12 protein-coding genes and 3 tRNA genes are annotated in these 14,950 nt (G+C 66.2%); 10 read left to right on the forward strand and 5 right to left on the reverse strand.

Features of this window, described 5'->3' with window-relative positions; genetic code table 11:
* The first annotated feature begins 130 nt into the window (after positions 1-130).
* The 6 genes from GBG68_RS11090 to GBG68_RS11115 all read left to right on the forward strand — a co-directional run bounded on the left by GBG68_RS11090 (position 131) and on the right by GBG68_RS11115 (position 7,766).
* Positions 131-1,456: an O-antigen ligase family protein gene (locus GBG68_RS11090; RefSeq protein WP_193222311.1), complete on the forward strand. Its 1,326-nt coding sequence runs from the start codon at positions 131-133 to the stop codon at positions 1,454-1,456.
* Between the two features lie 4 nt (positions 1,457-1,460).
* Positions 1,461-2,975: a lipopolysaccharide biosynthesis protein gene (locus GBG68_RS11095; protein WP_193222312.1), complete on the forward strand. Its 1,515-nt coding sequence runs from the start codon at positions 1,461-1,463 to the stop codon at positions 2,973-2,975.
* Between the two features lie 2 nt (positions 2,976-2,977).
* Positions 2,978-3,808 carry an aspartate/glutamate racemase family protein gene (locus tag GBG68_RS11100; protein WP_152147298.1) on the forward strand — a complete coding sequence of 277 codons (831 nt, stop codon included), beginning with the start codon at positions 2,978-2,980 and terminating at the stop codon, positions 3,806-3,808.
* A 2-nt stretch (positions 3,809-3,810) separates the two neighbouring features.
* Positions 3,811-4,842, forward strand: coding sequence for an ATP-grasp domain-containing protein (locus tag GBG68_RS11105; RefSeq protein WP_152147300.1), 1,032 nt, complete (start codon positions 3,811-3,813; stop codon positions 4,840-4,842).
* Between the two features lie 114 nt (positions 4,843-4,956).
* Positions 4,957-6,333: a phenylacetate--CoA ligase family protein gene (locus tag GBG68_RS11110; RefSeq protein ID WP_152147302.1), complete on the forward strand. Its 1,377-nt coding sequence runs from the start codon at positions 4,957-4,959 to the stop codon at positions 6,331-6,333.
* Entirely contained in the window at positions 6,333-7,766 is a 1,434-nt protein-coding gene (locus GBG68_RS11115; RefSeq protein WP_152147304.1) for a hypothetical protein, read from the forward strand. Before GBG68_RS11110 ends, GBG68_RS11115 begins: the two co-directional genes overlap by 1 nt.
* A gap of 73 nt (positions 7,767-7,839) precedes the next feature.
* Here GBG68_RS11115 and GBG68_RS11120 read toward each other — a convergent pair whose 3' ends face one another.
* The 5 genes from GBG68_RS11120 to galE form a co-directional block, all read right to left on the reverse strand.
* Positions 7,840-9,171 (reverse strand): right-handed parallel beta-helix repeat-containing protein, encoded by a 1,332-nt coding sequence (locus tag GBG68_RS11120; protein ID WP_152147306.1) that lies wholly within the window; start codon positions 9,169-9,171, stop codon positions 7,840-7,842.
* Between the two features lie 89 nt (positions 9,172-9,260).
* Positions 9,261-9,791 carry a hypothetical protein gene (locus GBG68_RS11125; protein WP_152147308.1) on the reverse strand — a complete coding sequence of 177 codons (531 nt, stop codon included), beginning with the start codon at positions 9,789-9,791 and terminating at the stop codon, positions 9,261-9,263.
* A gap of 320 nt (positions 9,792-10,111) precedes the next feature.
* Entirely contained in the window at positions 10,112-11,440 is a 1,329-nt protein-coding gene (locus tag GBG68_RS11130) for a right-handed parallel beta-helix repeat-containing protein (protein ID WP_152147309.1), read from the reverse strand.
* Between the two features lie 10 nt (positions 11,441-11,450).
* On the reverse strand, positions 11,451-11,894 hold the full coding sequence (locus tag GBG68_RS11135) for a hypothetical protein (protein WP_152147311.1): 444 nt from the start codon (positions 11,892-11,894) through the stop codon (positions 11,451-11,453).
* A 247-nt stretch (positions 11,895-12,141) separates the two neighbouring features.
* Positions 12,142-13,179: a UDP-glucose 4-epimerase GalE gene (gene galE, locus GBG68_RS11140; RefSeq protein WP_152147313.1), complete on the reverse strand. Its 1,038-nt coding sequence runs from the start codon at positions 13,177-13,179 to the stop codon at positions 12,142-12,144.
* Positions 13,180-13,356: 177 nt separating this feature from the next.
* On the opposite strand from galE, the gene GBG68_RS11145 reads away from it, so the two are divergent.
* The 4 genes from GBG68_RS11145 to tuf all read left to right on the forward strand — a co-directional run bounded on the left by GBG68_RS11145 (position 13,357) and on the right by tuf (position 14,938).
* A tRNA-Tyr gene (locus tag GBG68_RS11145) sits at positions 13,357-13,441 on the forward strand.
* A gap of 43 nt (positions 13,442-13,484) precedes the next feature.
* A tRNA-Gly gene (locus GBG68_RS11150) sits at positions 13,485-13,558 on the forward strand.
* Between the two features lie 36 nt (positions 13,559-13,594).
* Positions 13,595-13,670: transfer RNA gene (locus tag GBG68_RS11155), tRNA-Thr, on the forward strand.
* Between the two features lie 77 nt (positions 13,671-13,747).
* Positions 13,748-14,938 carry an elongation factor Tu gene (gene tuf / locus GBG68_RS11160; RefSeq protein ID WP_152147315.1) on the forward strand — a complete coding sequence of 397 codons (1,191 nt, stop codon included), beginning with the start codon at positions 13,748-13,750 and terminating at the stop codon, positions 14,936-14,938.
* The last annotated feature ends 12 nt before the right edge of the window (positions 14,939-14,950 follow it).

Raw genomic sequence — 14,950 nt, forward strand, 5'->3', positions numbered from 1 at the left:
CGTGTAGCAAACCATTCCTTTGGGCCTCGGCTGCAGCCAGGCGGCCCGCCGTTGGCTGGGGTTTCCTCGAAGATCGTTTACGCAGAGGGGGCAATGCGCGATGACTCAGGCCGCACAAGGAACGGCCCCGTTGGCGCGGCTGCCTGATGGGGGTTGGAGCCTCGCGCTGGTGCTGGTCGGCGTGTACCTTTGGGCGCTTATCGCGACCCCGCAGTATCGCTTCGATATTCTGGCCACGCTGCACTACGAAAAGCTGCTGGTGGCCGCCGCCTGGTTGAGTCTGCTGCTCGCCGGCCGCGTTCAGGCCCGCTTGTCCACCACCAGTGGCCTGCTATTGCTGCTGTACCTGTTCATGTGGGTCAGCCACTTGTTCTCGCCCTATCCCCAGACCGCCGACGCCCAGTGGTGGGTGAGTACCTACTGGAAGCTTCTGCTGTTCTACTTCCTTGTGCTGTTCACCGTGTCCGGCGTGCGCGACGTGCAGCGACTGTTCGCCGCGTTGGTGGTGGTCTCGCTGCTCTACCAGCTGCATTCCTGGCTGGACTTCGTGCAGGGGGGCGCCTACGTATGGCAGCAGGGCGTGCGGCGGATCATCGGCGTCTGGTCCGCCAGTGGCATGGGGGCACCCAACGCCTTTGGCATGCTTGCCCTGTTCACCCTGCCGTTCGCGCTGGCCTGGCGAGACGTCAGCACCGGGGCCTGGCTGCGCCGGGCACTGCTGGGCGGCGCCTTGCTCTGCGCGGCCTCTATTCTGTTCAGCGGCACACGCGCCGCGCTGGCGGGCCTGATCTTCTACCTGCTGCTGCGATATGGCCGGGCACTGGCCCGTCCCGCCGTGCTGATGGGTTTGGCGCTGGTGGGGGTGCTGGCCCTGGCGGCGTTGCCCACCGACATGCGCTTGCGTTACCTCTCCTTGGTGATGGACGTGGAACAGCTGGAGCGGCCGGCCGAGGAGCTTGCCAGCGCATCCGCGCAGAGTCGCCTGCAAGGCCTGCGCGATGGTGTCGCCCTGGGTTTTCAGCGGCCGCTGCTGGGCTACGGCCCGGGCGCCTCGGCGGCGGCCCGTGCCGAGCGCTTGCCGGGCGAGCAATGGCTGGACATCGAAGGCGAAGCGCTGCAGCTGCACAACCTGTATGGGCAGCTGATGGCCGAGGGAGGGCTGCCCGGCACGCTGTTGGCCGTGCTGCTGATGCTGCATGTGCTGGGCAGCCTTCGTCGGCTGCGACGGGACGCCGACCCTTTGACCGCGCACTGGGCCGGCGCGCTGATGCTCGGGGTGCTGGTTTTCATGTTCTATGGCTTGGCCAGTCATACCCTGTACCGGTTCCACTGGCTGCTGCTGTTCGCCGCCCAGGCCGCTTTGGTGGGTGCCTGGCGCCGGGCGAGTGTACCGGCCGGCACGCCACCGGCGGGCCTGGCCGGAGTGGCCCGCGCCCTGGCCAGACCGCGCGGCTAGCCCCGTGAATCGGCCCGATCAACAGCGGGGAATATTCGGCGCGCTGGCGCGTCATTCGCTGATTTATGGCGTGGGCAGCGCCCTGGGTGCGGCGGGCGGGTTTCTGCTGATTCCGCTGTACACCCATGTGCTGGCCACCGAGCAGTACGGCTTGCTGGAACTGCTCAACCGGATCGCCGACATTCTGTTGCTGGTCATGTTCATGGGCCTGCGTCAGGCGTATATACGTTTCTACTTCGAACAGGACACGCCGGATTGGCGGCAGCGGGTGACCGGCAGCACGCTGGTGTTCGTACTGGCGTCGGGGCTGATCCTGGCGAGCCTGTTCTGGCTGCTCCATGAACCGCTGCTTGGCTTGTTCGCGGATGCGGCCGAGCTGCGGGTGCCGGTGATGCTGTTGCTGCTCTGGATGCCCGCGGAAATGGTGCTCCAGCTGGGCATGGTCGATTTGCAAGTGCGGCTGCGTTCGCTGCTCTACGTGCTCGTCAGTCTGCTTCGTCTGATCGGCTTCATCGCGCTGAATGTATATCTCATCTGGGTGCGTGATTTCGGCGTGGTGGGGGTGTTGCTCGCCCAGGCGCTGGTGACGGGGCTGATCGCGCTGGGGTTTCTCGGCTTGCTCGGCTGGCAGACCCGTGTGCGCTGTTCCGCCGCGCTGGTCCGCCGCTTGCTGGCCTTTGGGCTGCCCTACCTGCCGGCGGCGGCCTTCATGTACGTGGTCAACAATGGTGATCGCTACGTGATCGGTGCCTATGAGTCGCTCGCCGCGGTGGGGATCTACGCGCTGGCGCACAAGATCGGGATGATGGGCACGCAGTTCCTGATGGACCCGTTCAACAAGGTCTGGTCGCCGTTTCTGTTCCGGCACTACAGCGACCCCGGTGGCCCGCGGCTGGTGGGGAGGGTCTATACCCTCTATACCATGGTGAGCCTGTTCGTGGCGCTGGGCATATCCTTGGCGGCGCCGGTGGCACTGCCCTGGATCTCCGCCGCCGAATACCACGGGGCCGCCACGCTGGTGCCGTTGATCGCCCTGGCATCGGTGTTCTACGGCATGTCCTGCCTGGGCGATGCGGGCATCCTGATTGCCAAGCGTACCCGCTACAAGCCACTGATATGCGCCCTGGCCGCGCTGGTCAGCGTGCTGGCCAATTTCTGGCTGGTGCCGCGCTGGGGGGCGACGGGCGCGGCCGTGGCCGCCGCGCTCGCCTTTCTGACACTGCTGCTGAGCACGCTCTGGGTGGCCAACCATTTCTACCGCATGTGGCTACCACGCGGGCGGATCGTGGTCATGTTCGCCCTGAGTGCGCTTTTGTATCTGCTGGGGCTGGGGGCGATGCGCTTGCTGAGCGTTTCCTGGGTGACGCCGCTGATCGCGGGCCTGGCGCTGGCGGCGTTTCCCCTGCTGATGTGGCATGGCGGCTTCTTGCTGGCCGAGGAGAGAAGCATGGTGACGGAGCTGCTGAGGCGCCTGCGGCGGGGGGCGGTTCGACGCTACGCCGGGCACGGGGAGGCCTGAACATGAGCCTGAGCAGGGTGTACGGGGAGACGCACGGTTCGCGGGCGATCGGCATCGTGGGCGGTGTGGGTTGTTTTGCCGGCCTGGATCTCAATCGCAAGATCTACCAACACAGCCTGGCCCGCACCGATCAGGAACAGGTCAGCGTCTACCTGCTGTCGGCCGGTGCGCGTATCGCTGATCGCAGCGCCTTCCTGCTGGGCCGCAGTGAGGTGAACCCGGCCAGTGGCATCCTGCAGGTGTTGCGAATGCTGGACGAAATGGGGGTTGCGGTGGCGGCGATTCCTTGCAATACCGCCCATGCGGCCCCCATCTTCGATCCGGTGGTGGGGCAACTGCAGGCCGAGGAGCGCCGCATTCGATTGATCAGCATGGTGGATGCCCTGGCGGATCACCTGTTGGCGGAGGCGCCGCGGCTCACCCGGCTGGGGGTGCTGGCCACTAGCGGGGCGGTGCGGGCCGATGTCTATGGTCTGGCCCTGCAGCGCTGGGGGGTGGAGGTTCTCTATCCGGGGGAGCGGCGGCAGCGGGCTCTGCAGGCGGCGCTCTACGACCCGGATTACGGCATCAAGGCCACGGGCCAGCCGGTCAGCCTCAAGGCGCGTACCGCGTTGCTGGACGCGCTGCAGGACCTGCGTTTGCGCGGCGCGGAGTCGGTGGTGCTGGCGTGCAGCGAGTTGCCACTCGCGGTAAGGCCCGGCGTGTTGGCCGGTTGCCCCATTATCGATGCCACGGCAGTGCTGGCCCGTGCGCTGCTGCGCGAGGTTGCGCCCGCCAGGCTGCGCCCGCTCAACTGGGAGCGTCAGGGGCGTCCAAAGACTGCCAGGGGGTGAGCATGAGCAGCGAGCCAAGGGCGGTGCTGTTTCGTTCGGAGCGACGTTTCCAGGCCTTCCACGACAGCCTGCGGGAGCGCGGTGTATCGGTGGATGTGCTGGACTTCACCGATCCCGCTTGGCAGGACTACGACTTTCGCCGCGCACACATACTGATTTACTTTCCGCATTTCGAGTACACATCCAATCATCCCCTGGCCCTGCACCGGGTCCAGGACGAGCTGATGTTCCTGCACCGGCGGCACCCGCATCTGCGCATGTTCCCTGACCCGCGGGTGACGCCCTATTACTCCGACAAGTACCGTCAGCTGCTCTTCCTGCGCGCCACGGGGCTGCCCCATCCGCGGACCCTCAGCCTGGACGGCGAGGCTGCGCTCGCTCGCGCCGAGCGGGAGCTGGGCTACCCCATGGTCATCAAGAACCGGTTCGGCGCTGGCGGCGATTACGTCTTCAAGGTCGATGAACCGGGCGAGCTGCGCGAGCTCTATCGCCTGTCACGCCTGGACATGGTTCATGGCGGCGCCTGGCGGCGGGGTATCAAGGCGCTCGCCCGGCGCAGCTTTCACTGGCACCTGTGGAAGAACCGGCGCCTGGCCTACCCCTTCCTGTCGCCGCCCCTGCTGGCCCAGCAGTTCATCAGCCACGAGAGTGACCTGAAGACCGTGGTGGGTGACGGCGAGGTGGTGGAGGCGCACTGGCGCCACCGGGCCGACCCGCGCATGTGGAAGATGAACATCGATGGCGGCGGCATCGGTGAATGGTCCCATGTGCCGCCCGAGCCCTTGCGGATTTCCGAGCAACTGGCGCGGCAACTCGGTGCCCGCTGGCTGAATGTGGACATCATGCGCAGCGGCGGTGATTACCTGGTTTCCGAGTTCTCGCCGGTGTGGCATCACTATGCGTACCGGGAAAAGGCGAGCTTCGTTTACAAGGACGATTACAACATCCCCAGGCCGCTGCGCGAGGCGCTGGACCTGGAGCGCATGGTGGTGGCTTCCTTGCTGCGGCCTTCACCGCTGCGCCGGGCGGGCTGAGCCGCGCCTTGCAAGCGCCCCCCGCCGGCCCAAGGGATTTGGTCAGTGACGCCTGAGGGTCTGCCCCGGCCGCTTGCGGATCACAGTAATGGCGACCGACGACAGAGGGCGAATATGGATATCGCCAGCACGCTGGTGCGAGAAGCGTTCTTTCCGCTGTGGGCCTGGTGGGACGGTGACGGGGAGCTGCCGCGTCACCGTCACGCTTACGCGCAGCTCGACACCCAGGGCCCGGCCCAGGTCCGCGAGGCCCAGCTGCAGGGTTTGCGCAGCATGCTGCGTCATGCGCACAGCAACACGCCGTTCTATCGCGAACGTCTCGATCGCTGCGGCCTGGACCCGGAGCAGTTCAGCGGGCTTGCCGATCTGCGCCGTCTGCCCCTGCTTGGCAAGGCGGAAATACGTGACGCCGGGGATGCCTTGATCGCGCGCAACATTCCCGCCGCCGATCTACTGCCGGCCTCCACCGGCGGGTCCACCGGCCGGCCCCTGCGCTTCTATCGAGACCGTCAGGCGGTGCACCGGCGCAAGGCTCAAGAGTGGTACTTCGATCGTTGGATGGGGCACAGCCTGGGCGAAAAGGCCGCACTGTTCGTGGCGGCCTCGCACTACCAGGGCGCCGGGGGGCGGCTCAAGGGGCGTTTGCGCAACGCCACCTGTGAGCGCCTGCTGCGCTTCGACCCGGCGCGCACCGATGAACCCTCCATGGAAGCCTTCGCCCGGGCCTATCGCCGCTTTCGGCCCGCGGTCATCAAGTGTTTTCCCAACGCCCTGTGGGTGTTCGCGGAATTCGTGCGCCGCCGCGGCATCCAGCTGCCCCCGGTACGGGCCATTTCCTGTACAGGCGAGAATCTCTACCCCCATCAGCGCGAGCTGTTCCAGGAACTGTTCGGTGGCGAGGTGTTCGAGAAGTACGGCACCAAGGAGGCGGGCGTCATCGCCTGCGAATCCGCCGCCCATGACGGGCTGTATGTCTTCTCGCCTGGCGTGCTGGTGGAGGTGCTGCGCGAGGACGGCGAGCCGGCGGCGCCGGGCGAGATGGGCCGAGTGGTGATCACCGATCTGTTCAACCGGGGCATGCCGCTGTTGCGCTACGACATCGGCGATATGGCGGTGGCCGGCCCGCTGGAGCCGCCCGCCGGTGGCCCGCCGCTGCCGGTGCTGCAGCGATTGCTGGGACGGGACCGGGACATACTGCAGGACGAGGCCGGCCGCCCCCGGCCGGGGTATCTGTTTGTCGAGGTCATCAATCGGCTGAACCTGGGTGCCCAGTTTCAGATCATCCAGTCCGCGCCGGACCGGGTGCGCGTCAAGTACGTGCCGGACCGCGATGAACCGCCGGAGCTCGCGCCGCTGGCGCAGGCGTATCGTGAGCTGCTGGGCCCGGGCGTTGCCCTGGAGTTTCAACGCGTCACGGCCTTGCCCCGGGACCCCTCGGGCAAGTACCGCTACGTGGTGTCGGAAATCCCCCCCCGGCCGAGGGCGGCCTGATGGGCGCGGCGACCTTGGTGAATCGGCTGCGTACGGCCGCCAGTCTGCTGAAATACCGCGCGGATCTCTGGCTGCCGGCCTACTGGCGCCAACAGCGTGCCTGGCGCGCCCAGTCCGCCACGTGCCGAGGCGTGGTGGATGTCATGGTGCTGGTGGCCGACCACTTCGAGCCGGCGCGCAGCGAGGGGGAGCGCGGTGTGGAGCGGGTGCGGGAATGGTGCGAGCGCTACGCCGCCATCGTCAGCTCGCACCGCGACAGCGACGGCGTAGCGCCTCAGCACACCTGGTTCTATCGTTACGATTACCCCAACTTCGATTGCATACGCATCCTCAGCGAGTACTGCTACCAAGGGCTGGGGGAGATCGAGTTTCACCTGCATCATGGCCACGACAGCTCCGAGGGCTTCCGGCAGCGCTTGCGGGAGGGCGTGGCATGGTTCGCGGGAGCCGGGGCCATGGTCTCCGCCGAGCCGGATCCGCGGCATTATTTCGCCTACGTGGCGGGTAACTGGGCGCTGGATAACGGTCGGCGCGACGCGCGGTACAGCGGCGTGAACAACGAGCTGGAGCTGTTGCGCGAGGCGGGCTGCTATGCCGATTTCACCTTTCCGGCCTTCGGCTGCACGGCGCAGCCCCACATGGCCAACTGTCTCTATTACGCGCGGGACCATCCGGGGCCCAAGTCCTACGATCGGGGTCGTCCGCTGCGGGTGGGCGGGGAGCGTTGGGGGGATCTGCTGATCTTCCTGGGGCCGTTGTACATCGACTGGCGTGCGGGCCATATCGAGTACGCATCGCTGGAGGATTTCACGCCGTACCACGGGCGCCGCTGCGACTATTGGCTGGCGGCGGGCGTGCATGTGCTCGGGCAGCCCAATTGGCGCTTCATCAAGCTGCACACCCATGCCATGCAGAGCCGGGAGAGCTTCCTGGGCGATCAGCTGCACCGCTTGTGCGCCGATCTGGAACGGCGTTTCGGCCGGGACGGTTACCGCCTGCACTATGTGACGGCCCGCGAGGCCTACAACATCGCCAAGGCCGCGGAAGCGGGCGAGCAGGGCGACGCGGGCGGGTTTCGCGATTATCTGCTGCCGCCGCCGGCCAATCGGCGGGTGCATTGCAATGCCCCCTACCGGCTGCATCGATACGGCGTGCGCGGGGTGGAGCTGGAAGTGCTGGCGCCGGTGCGGGACAGCCGGGTGTGGCTGAAGGACGGGCCGCTGGCCCGTGTCGAGGGCGGTCGGTTGCGGCGGCTGACGCTGAACCTGCGCCAGGGGCATGTGGAAGGCTTGCGGCTGGAGGGGGAAGGGGAGGTGGTGTTGACCTACCGGCATCCGGGCCGGCCGCGATTGGCCTCCGTCAGCGAGCGCCGCCGGCTGCCCTTGCGATTGAGTCGCCAACCGCCCCCGAGGGCCAGTTCCGGGTCACCGTAGAGGGGGAGTGTTCTGGAAGAACGGTGCCGGGGCAGTTGCTCCGGCACCGCAGGCCACTTGGCCGGGGAGGCGCTCAGTGGGCAGCGAGCCCCGCCGGCGCCACCGGCACGTCCTTGGCGGGGTAACCGCAGTCCTTGGCGCTGAGCTCGTAGCCCGTGCCGTTGATGTCACTGCTCTGCAGCCCCGTGGCGCAGAAGGAGATATCACGGCTGCCGTTACTCAGGCGAACACTGCCCTGGAAGCGGTCGTGGTTGAAGCGCAGCTTGCTGGAGGCGTATGCGTACAGGGCGTAGGTCCATTCCGGCCCGGTGGTCTCGGCGACATTGTTGTAGAACACCACATCGCTGCCGCTTTCCACCGAGATCGCACGCATCTGGCTGCGAATGCGGTTGTCGCGCACGATGGTGTTGCGCGGCACCCCGTAACCGCCACTTTCGCCGATGCGCAGGCCGATGGTGTAGTTGCCTTCGGATACATCGATGTCGTTGCGATAGACCATGGTGTTGTCCGAACCGTAACGGATTCGGATGCCGGCGGAGGCCTCGTTGCCGTTGCGCTGGTTATTCATGCGGATCTTGTTGTCGAGCACCCGGTTGTCGTCGGAGTTGCCGTCGATCAGGATCGCCCGGGTCTTGTAGGAGGCGGCCTCGATGGTGTTGTTGCGGATGATGTGACCACTGCCGCCCCACAGGCTGATGGCCTGGGCCTGGCCCACGTCGGCGGCGAGCTCGATGGTATTGTCGGAGATCTCCACCGGGCCGCGTCCGCTGAGGGCGATGGCGCGTCCGTAGCCGGCCGGCTGGCGGTCCATGCGCGCCAAGCGGATGGTGTTGCCGTGAATCTGCCCCTGCCAGCGCGCGTTCGGATCCAGTGAGATGCCATAGCCCGCGCTGGTGGTGCTGAGCTCGATAGTGTTGTAGGCGATGCGGTTGCCCCAGGAACGCTGGCTGTTGCCACCCAGGCGCATGCCCCAGGCGTAGGCGCCGCTTTGCGCGCCGCCGCGGCTGATCAGGATGGTGTTGTCGTGGATGTTCAGCCCGCGGTGGTTGCCGGTGGCGACGATGGCGTGGGAGTCCTCGCCGCTGCGCGGCTCATGGCGACCCTGCTTGAGGGTGAGGTTCTTGATTTCCAGTGAACTGACCGGATAGTCCACGTACACGCCGTTGCCGGCGCCGCGGTCGGCGTAGGTCAGGGTATGGCCCTGGCCGTCGATGACGACATTGTCGGCCCTGATGGTGATGGCGCGGCCGGAACCGACGCTCAGGTCGCGGCTCAACACATACGTCTCGCCGGCCTGGTCGGCGATGTAGGGGAGTTGGTCGATTTCCACGGCGGCCAGCGCGGAGTGGGTGTAGAGGCTGCCGGCAGCCAGGCCGATCAGGCCGAGTCGGGTCAATGCACGCATGATGGGTTTTCCTGTCACTCGTTGTTTCCTGCTCGCCTCCTTGGGGGCGCGTACCGCGCCGCCCAAGCAGGCCCGATGGCGCGGGCTGTTTATTGCACCGTTACCACGACTTCGTTGGAGTAGGCGCTGTCATTGCCGTCCATGTCGGTGGCCTTGACGGCGAAGTACCAGGACGCGGCGCTCAGGTTCTCCACGGTGTAGCTGCAGACACGCTGGTCGTCCGCGTTCTGCTGGCAGTCCACATCGTCGAAATCCAGCGCCAGGGTCTGATTGTAGGTGCTCGGCGAGAGGCCGTAGCTGACCTTGTAGCCCACCAGATCGCGCAGCGGGCTGCCGTCGGTATTCTGCGTCGGCTGCACCCAGCGCAGTGCGGCCGAGGAGCTGCCGGTGCCGCCGGTCGCGCCACCACCGGTGTTCCCATTGGCGCTGCCGCCGGAACCACCCATGCCGCCGGTGCTGCCGCCGGTGTCGGTGCTCGAATCGGGCGCGGGCAGAGTGCTGCCGCCCGGGGCGGGCGAGGGCTTGCTGCTGCCGCCGCCGCCACTGTTACAGGCGACAATCAACGCACTGGAGAACACCAGCGCCAGGGAGCGAAGCATAAGGGTATTGGATCGAGTCATGGCTGCTTTCCTCGTCGTTGCGAGCGGTGCGCGGGTCGCGAGGACCCGCGGGGTCGGTTGACGGGTTGCAGCGCAGCGAATGACGGTCTGTGCCGTCTGGTGCTGGCCACCCCCCCCGTTTCGGTGAACGCACTGTAGGAGGGGGGCGGGGCGAGGAATGAGAGGCCGTTCACGGCTTGGGGGGGGGTGGCTGGCAAAGGTGTGGATCTGTGAGGGGGGTCACGATTAAGTATCGTAAAAACAGTCGCTTAAGAGCGACCCTGTCGCCCTGGGGAGACAGGGCCCGGGTCGCGCCGCGGCGACCCGGGGGGGGGCTGGTTCTAGCCTTGACGCAGGTTCCGCGGCGCCTTGGGAGCGGTCGCGGCGGGATAGCCGCAATCGCCCTCGCTGAAGCGGTAGTCGTGGCTGCCCGAGCCTTCGCTGATATCACCCGCGGTGACATTGGTGGCGCAGAAGCTCACATCGCTGACCTCGCCCACCAGGTGCACGCTGCCTTGGAAACGGTCCTGGTTGAAGCTCAGACCGTGACTCGGGCCCGCCAGGTAGGCGGCGTAGCCACCGCTGCTCTCCATCAGATTGTCGTAGAAACGCACATCGGCCCCTTCCTCGACGGAGAGCGCGCGGCTGGCGCTGCGCAACTGGTTGCCGCGTACCACGGTGCCCGCGGGTATGCCCAGTCCGTCGCTGCCACCTATGCGCAAGGGGAAGGCCTCCCGAGCCTCGCGGGTATCGATGTCGTTCTCCAGCACCCAGGTGCGGTCGGAGCCGTAGCGGACCCGTATGCCGGCGGAGGCACCGCCGGGCGCCACGCTGCGCATGACGATGCGGTTGCGGTACACGGTGTTGTCGTCGGAGTTTCCGTCCACCAGGATGGCGCGGGTGTGGGCGGAGTCGGCGATGATCTCGTTGTCTCGGATCATGTGGCCGGAAGCGCCCCAGAGGCTGATGCCCTGAACCTGCTCCAGGCTGTCGGCCAGTTCGATGTGATTGCCGTGGATCTGAATGTGGCCGTCGCCGCTGATGGCGATGGCACGGCCGTAGCCGGCGGGCTCTCGACCCATGTCCGCGAGGCTGATGCGGTTGCCCTCGAGCTGTCCCTCCCAGCGCGCGCCGGGGTCAATGCTGATGCCGTAGCCGCCACTGCGGCCGCGCACGCTGATCGTGTTGTAGGCGATGAGGTTTCCCCAGGAGCGTTGCCGATTACCACTGAGGTTGATGCCGGCGCCGTAGGCACCGGCCTGGCTGCCGCTGTGATTGATACGCAGGGTGTTGTGATGGATGTTCAGGCGGCCGATGTCTCCACGCCCCCAGATCGCGAACACGTTCTCGCCGGCGGACGGGTCATGGCCGCCCTGGTCCAGAATGAGGTTCTTGAGCTCCAGACCGTTGGTGCCGTCCTGGATCAGCACACCGTTGCCCGCGCCGGTGTCCGCGTAGCGGATGGCATGACCGGCGCCATCGATCACCACGTTGTCCGCCGCTACGGTGATGGCCGCACCGGAGGCGGTGCTGAGATCCTTGGCGAGCACATAGGTCTCACCGGCCTGGTCGGCGGTGAAGGGCAGGGTGCTGATCTCGGTGCGCGCCATCAGCTGCTGCGAGCTCAGCGCGGCGAACAGGCCCAGGCTGATACGTAAAGTCTTTTTCATGGCGATCTCCTTATTCCACGTTCACGGTCAACGGGGCGCTGTGGGCGCTCAGCCGGCCATTGCTGGCCACGGCCTGCACCGTGACGTACCAGGTGCCGCTGGCCAGCCCGCCCAGCCGGTAGCTGCAGCGCTTTACCGCGTCCTCGTCGATGGCGCAGTCCACCGCTTTCAGGTCAACGCTCTTGCTCTCGGAGTAACTGCCGGGGCTGGCGCCATGATTGAAGCGATAGGCCACTGTGTCGCGCAGGGTGCTGCCGTCGGTGTTCTCGGTCGGGGCGTCCCATTGCAACAGGACGCCGGCATCGGCGGCGGTCGCCGCGGCGACCGCCGCAGCTACGGCGGGACTGCTGCCACCACCGCCCCCTCCGCCACCACCGCCCACGCAGGCACTGATGACGAGGGTGCTGGCGGTGACAAGGCAAGCCGTACGAAACCGTTTGGGGAAGTGTTTCATTGACTGGTTCCTCTGGAGTCACGAAATGCGTCGGGAGCAGCCGGGCTGCCCCGTGGCGGAACGGACTCTAGAGACCGGTCAGGGGGATGCTTGAGAGTTGGCGCACACTATGTGCAGAACGCGGCACGTTGCCACCATGCACGCTGCTCAGAGCGTGATGTGGCGCGGGAAAGAGGAACGAAAACAGTCGCCTGCGGGCGACTGTGTGGGGCGTAGGCGACAGGGGGGGGAGCCGGTCAGCGTTGCTCTAGTGGCTGCGGGCTGCCATGGCGGATTGCTGCGCGGGGATAGGTGGGGCGGGCCAGCCGCGCAGCTCCCAATCCAGGGCGGTGCGGATGATGAAGTGCAGGTCGTCATGGCAGGGGCGCCAGTTCAGGGTGCGGCGGATGCGCGCCGCGTCAGCCACCAGTGCGGACGGATCTCCGGGGCGGCGGGGGCGCTCCACGGTGGGCAGGGGCTTGCCGCTCACCGCCGCCACTGCGTCCAGCACCTGGCGCACACTGTATCCGTGGCCATAGCCACAGTTGAGGGTGGTGGATTCGCCGCCGGCCCGCAGATAGTCCAGTGCCTTGATGTGGGCGAGCGCCAGATCCTCCACATGGATGTAGTCACGCACGCAGGTTCCGTCCTCGGTGGGGTAATCCGTGCCGAAGATCTCCACCCTCGGGCGTTTTCCGGCGGCGGCCTGGCAAGCCACCTTGATCAGCAGCGTGGCTTCGGGTGAGTCCTGACCGAGGCGGCCCAGGGGGTCGTTGCCGGCGACGTTGAAGTAGCGCAGGGTCACATGGCGCAGCGGGCTCGCCGAGGCCAGATCCCGGAGCATCCACTCGCTCATGAGCTTGGAGGCGCCGTAGGGGGTGATGGGCGCGACCGGGGTTGTTTCGTCGACAATGCCCTGGCGGGCGCCACCGTAGACCGCCGCCGTGGAGGAGAATACGAAGTGGCGCACGCCGGCCCCCTGGCAGGCCTCCAGCAGACAATGGGTATTGGCGGCGTTGTTGCCGTAGTACTTGAGTGGGTCCCTCACCGATTCCGGGACCACGGTGTTGGCGGCGAAATGCATTACCGTATCGATGCGGTGCCGCCCGAGCAGTTGCCGGAGCAGCGCCCGGTCGCCCACGTCACCGATGACCAGTTGTCCGTGCAACACCGCCTGGGCGTGGCCCGTGGAGAGATTGTCCAGAACGAGGACGCGCTCCCCTTGCTCGCCGAGTTGTCTGACGACGTGGCTGCCGATATAGCCGGCGCCGCCGGTCACCAGGATCGTGCCCTCCTTGGCCCCCATGAGTTCCCCCTTTGTTGAACACGCCCCGCGACAAGGTGTCGCGAAATATTCACTGGGGGCTCGCCAAAGCCAAGGCAAGTGGCTATAATCCGCCGCCTTGTCGTTGCCCGCGCCGATATGTTTGCGCTGGTGGTTGACAGGGAGTGAGCGCGTAAAGAGAATACGCAGTTCGCAAACGGAGGGGTTCCCGAGTGGCCAAAGGGGGCAGACTGTAAATCTGCTGGCTCAGCCTTCGGAGGTTCGAATCCTCCCCCCTCCACCAGATTCTTGTTGGAATGCTGGGTGTTACGCGGCGCCGGATCAGCGCGGGTGTAGTTCAACGGTAGAACCTCAGCCTTCCAAGCTGATGATGTGGGTTCGATTCCCATCACCCGCTCCAGACGCAGCTTCCAGTGTGGCTGTTTGGTTCAGCAGGGCCCATGTAGCTCAGTCGGTAGAGCGCGTCCTTGGTAAGGACGAGGTCAGCGGTTCAACTCCGCTCATGGGCTCCATTTCTTGGTTTGGTGGTTGGCTCTTCGGGCAGCACAGCTCTCGGGCATTTGGAAAGGATAGACGGGGAGATAAGGTCGTGTCCAAGTCGAAGTTTGAGCGTAGTAAGCCGCACGTAAACGTGGGAACGATCGGTCACGTTGACCATGGCAAGACCACTCTGACCGCGGCGCTGACGAAGGTGCTGGCGGAGACCTATGGTGGTGACGCCCGTGCGTTCGACCAGATCGACAACGCCCCCGAGGAGCGTTCCCGTGGTATCACGATCTCCACCTCGCACGTGGAGTACGAGTCCGACCAGCGCCATTACGCGCATGTGGATTGCCCGGGTCATGCTGACTACGTCAAGAACATGATCACCGGTGCCGCCCAGATGGACGGCGCGATCCTGGTCTGCTCCGCGGCCGACGGCCCGATGCCCCAGACCCGCGAGCACATCCTGCTGGCCCGTCAGGTGGGTGTGCCGTTCATCGTGGTCTACCTGAACAAGGCGGACATGGTGGATGACGAGGAGCTGCTGGAGCTCGTGGAGATGGAAGTGCGCGAGCTGCTGTCCGCCTACGATTTCCCGGGTGACGACACTCCGGTGATCACCGGCTCCGCGCTGAAGGCCCTGGAGGGTGACAGCAGCGAGATCGGCGCGCCGTCGATCGTGCGTCTGGTCGCGGCGATGGACGAGTATATCCCGACGCCCGAGCGTCCGGTGGATCTGCCGTTCCTGATGCCCATCGAGGACGTGTTCTCCATTTCCGGCCGCGGCACCGTGGTGACCGGTCGCGTGGAGCGCGGCATCGTCAAGGTGGGCGAGGAAGTCGAGATTGTCGGCATCAAGGACACCGTGAAGACCACCTGCACCGGTGTGGAGATGTTCCGCAAGCTGCTGGATCAGGGTCAGGCCGGCGACAACGTGGGTGTGCTGCTGCGCGGCACCAAGCGTGATGACGTCGAGCGTGGCCAGGTGCTGTGCAAGCCCGGCTCCATCAACCCGCACACCAAGTTCGAGTGCGAAGTGTACGTGCTGTCGAAGGAAGAGGGCGGTCGTCACACCCCGTTCTTCAACGGCTATCGTCCGCAGTTCTATTTCCGCACCACCGACGTGACGGGTTCCTGTGACCTGCCGGAAGGTGTGGAGATGGTGATGCCGGGCGACAACGTGAAGATGACTGTTTCCCTGATCGCGCCGATCGCGATGGAAGACGGTCTGCGCTTCGCCATCCGCGAAGGTGGCCGCACCGTCGGCGCCGGCGTGGTCTCCAAGATCATCGAGTGATCGATGTGTGGA

The organism is Alkalilimnicola sp. S0819, from assembly GCF_009295635.1.
Classification (GTDB): Bacteria; Pseudomonadota; Gammaproteobacteria; order Nitrococcales; family WHIW01; genus S0819.

Coding starts and splice junctions, on each gene's coding strand:
- GBG68_RS11100 (WP_152147298.1), top strand. CDS start 2,978: ATGAGCCTGAGCAGGGTGTACGGGGAGACGCACGGTTCGCGGGCGATC.
- GBG68_RS11105 (WP_152147300.1), top strand. CDS start 3,811: ATGAGCAGCGAGCCAAGGGCGGTGCTGTTTCGTTCGGAGCGACGTTTC.
- GBG68_RS11110 (WP_152147302.1), top strand. CDS start 4,957: ATGGATATCGCCAGCACGCTGGTGCGAGAAGCGTTCTTTCCGCTGTGG.
- GBG68_RS11115 (WP_152147304.1), top strand. CDS start 6,333: ATGGGCGCGGCGACCTTGGTGAATCGGCTGCGTACGGCCGCCAGTCTG.
- GBG68_RS11120 (WP_152147306.1), bottom strand. CDS start 9,171: ATGCGTGCATTGACCCGACTCGGCCTGATCGGCCTGGCTGCCGGCAGC.
- GBG68_RS11125 (WP_152147308.1), bottom strand. CDS start 9,791: ATGACTCGATCCAATACCCTTATGCTTCGCTCCCTGGCGCTGGTGTTC.
- GBG68_RS11130 (WP_152147309.1), bottom strand. CDS start 11,440: ATGAAAAAGACTTTACGTATCAGCCTGGGCCTGTTCGCCGCGCTGAGC.
- GBG68_RS11135 (WP_152147311.1), bottom strand. CDS start 11,894: ATGAAACACTTCCCCAAACGGTTTCGTACGGCTTGCCTTGTCACCGCC.
- galE (WP_152147313.1), bottom strand. CDS start 13,179: ATGGGGGCCAAGGAGGGCACGATCCTGGTGACCGGCGGCGCCGGCTAT.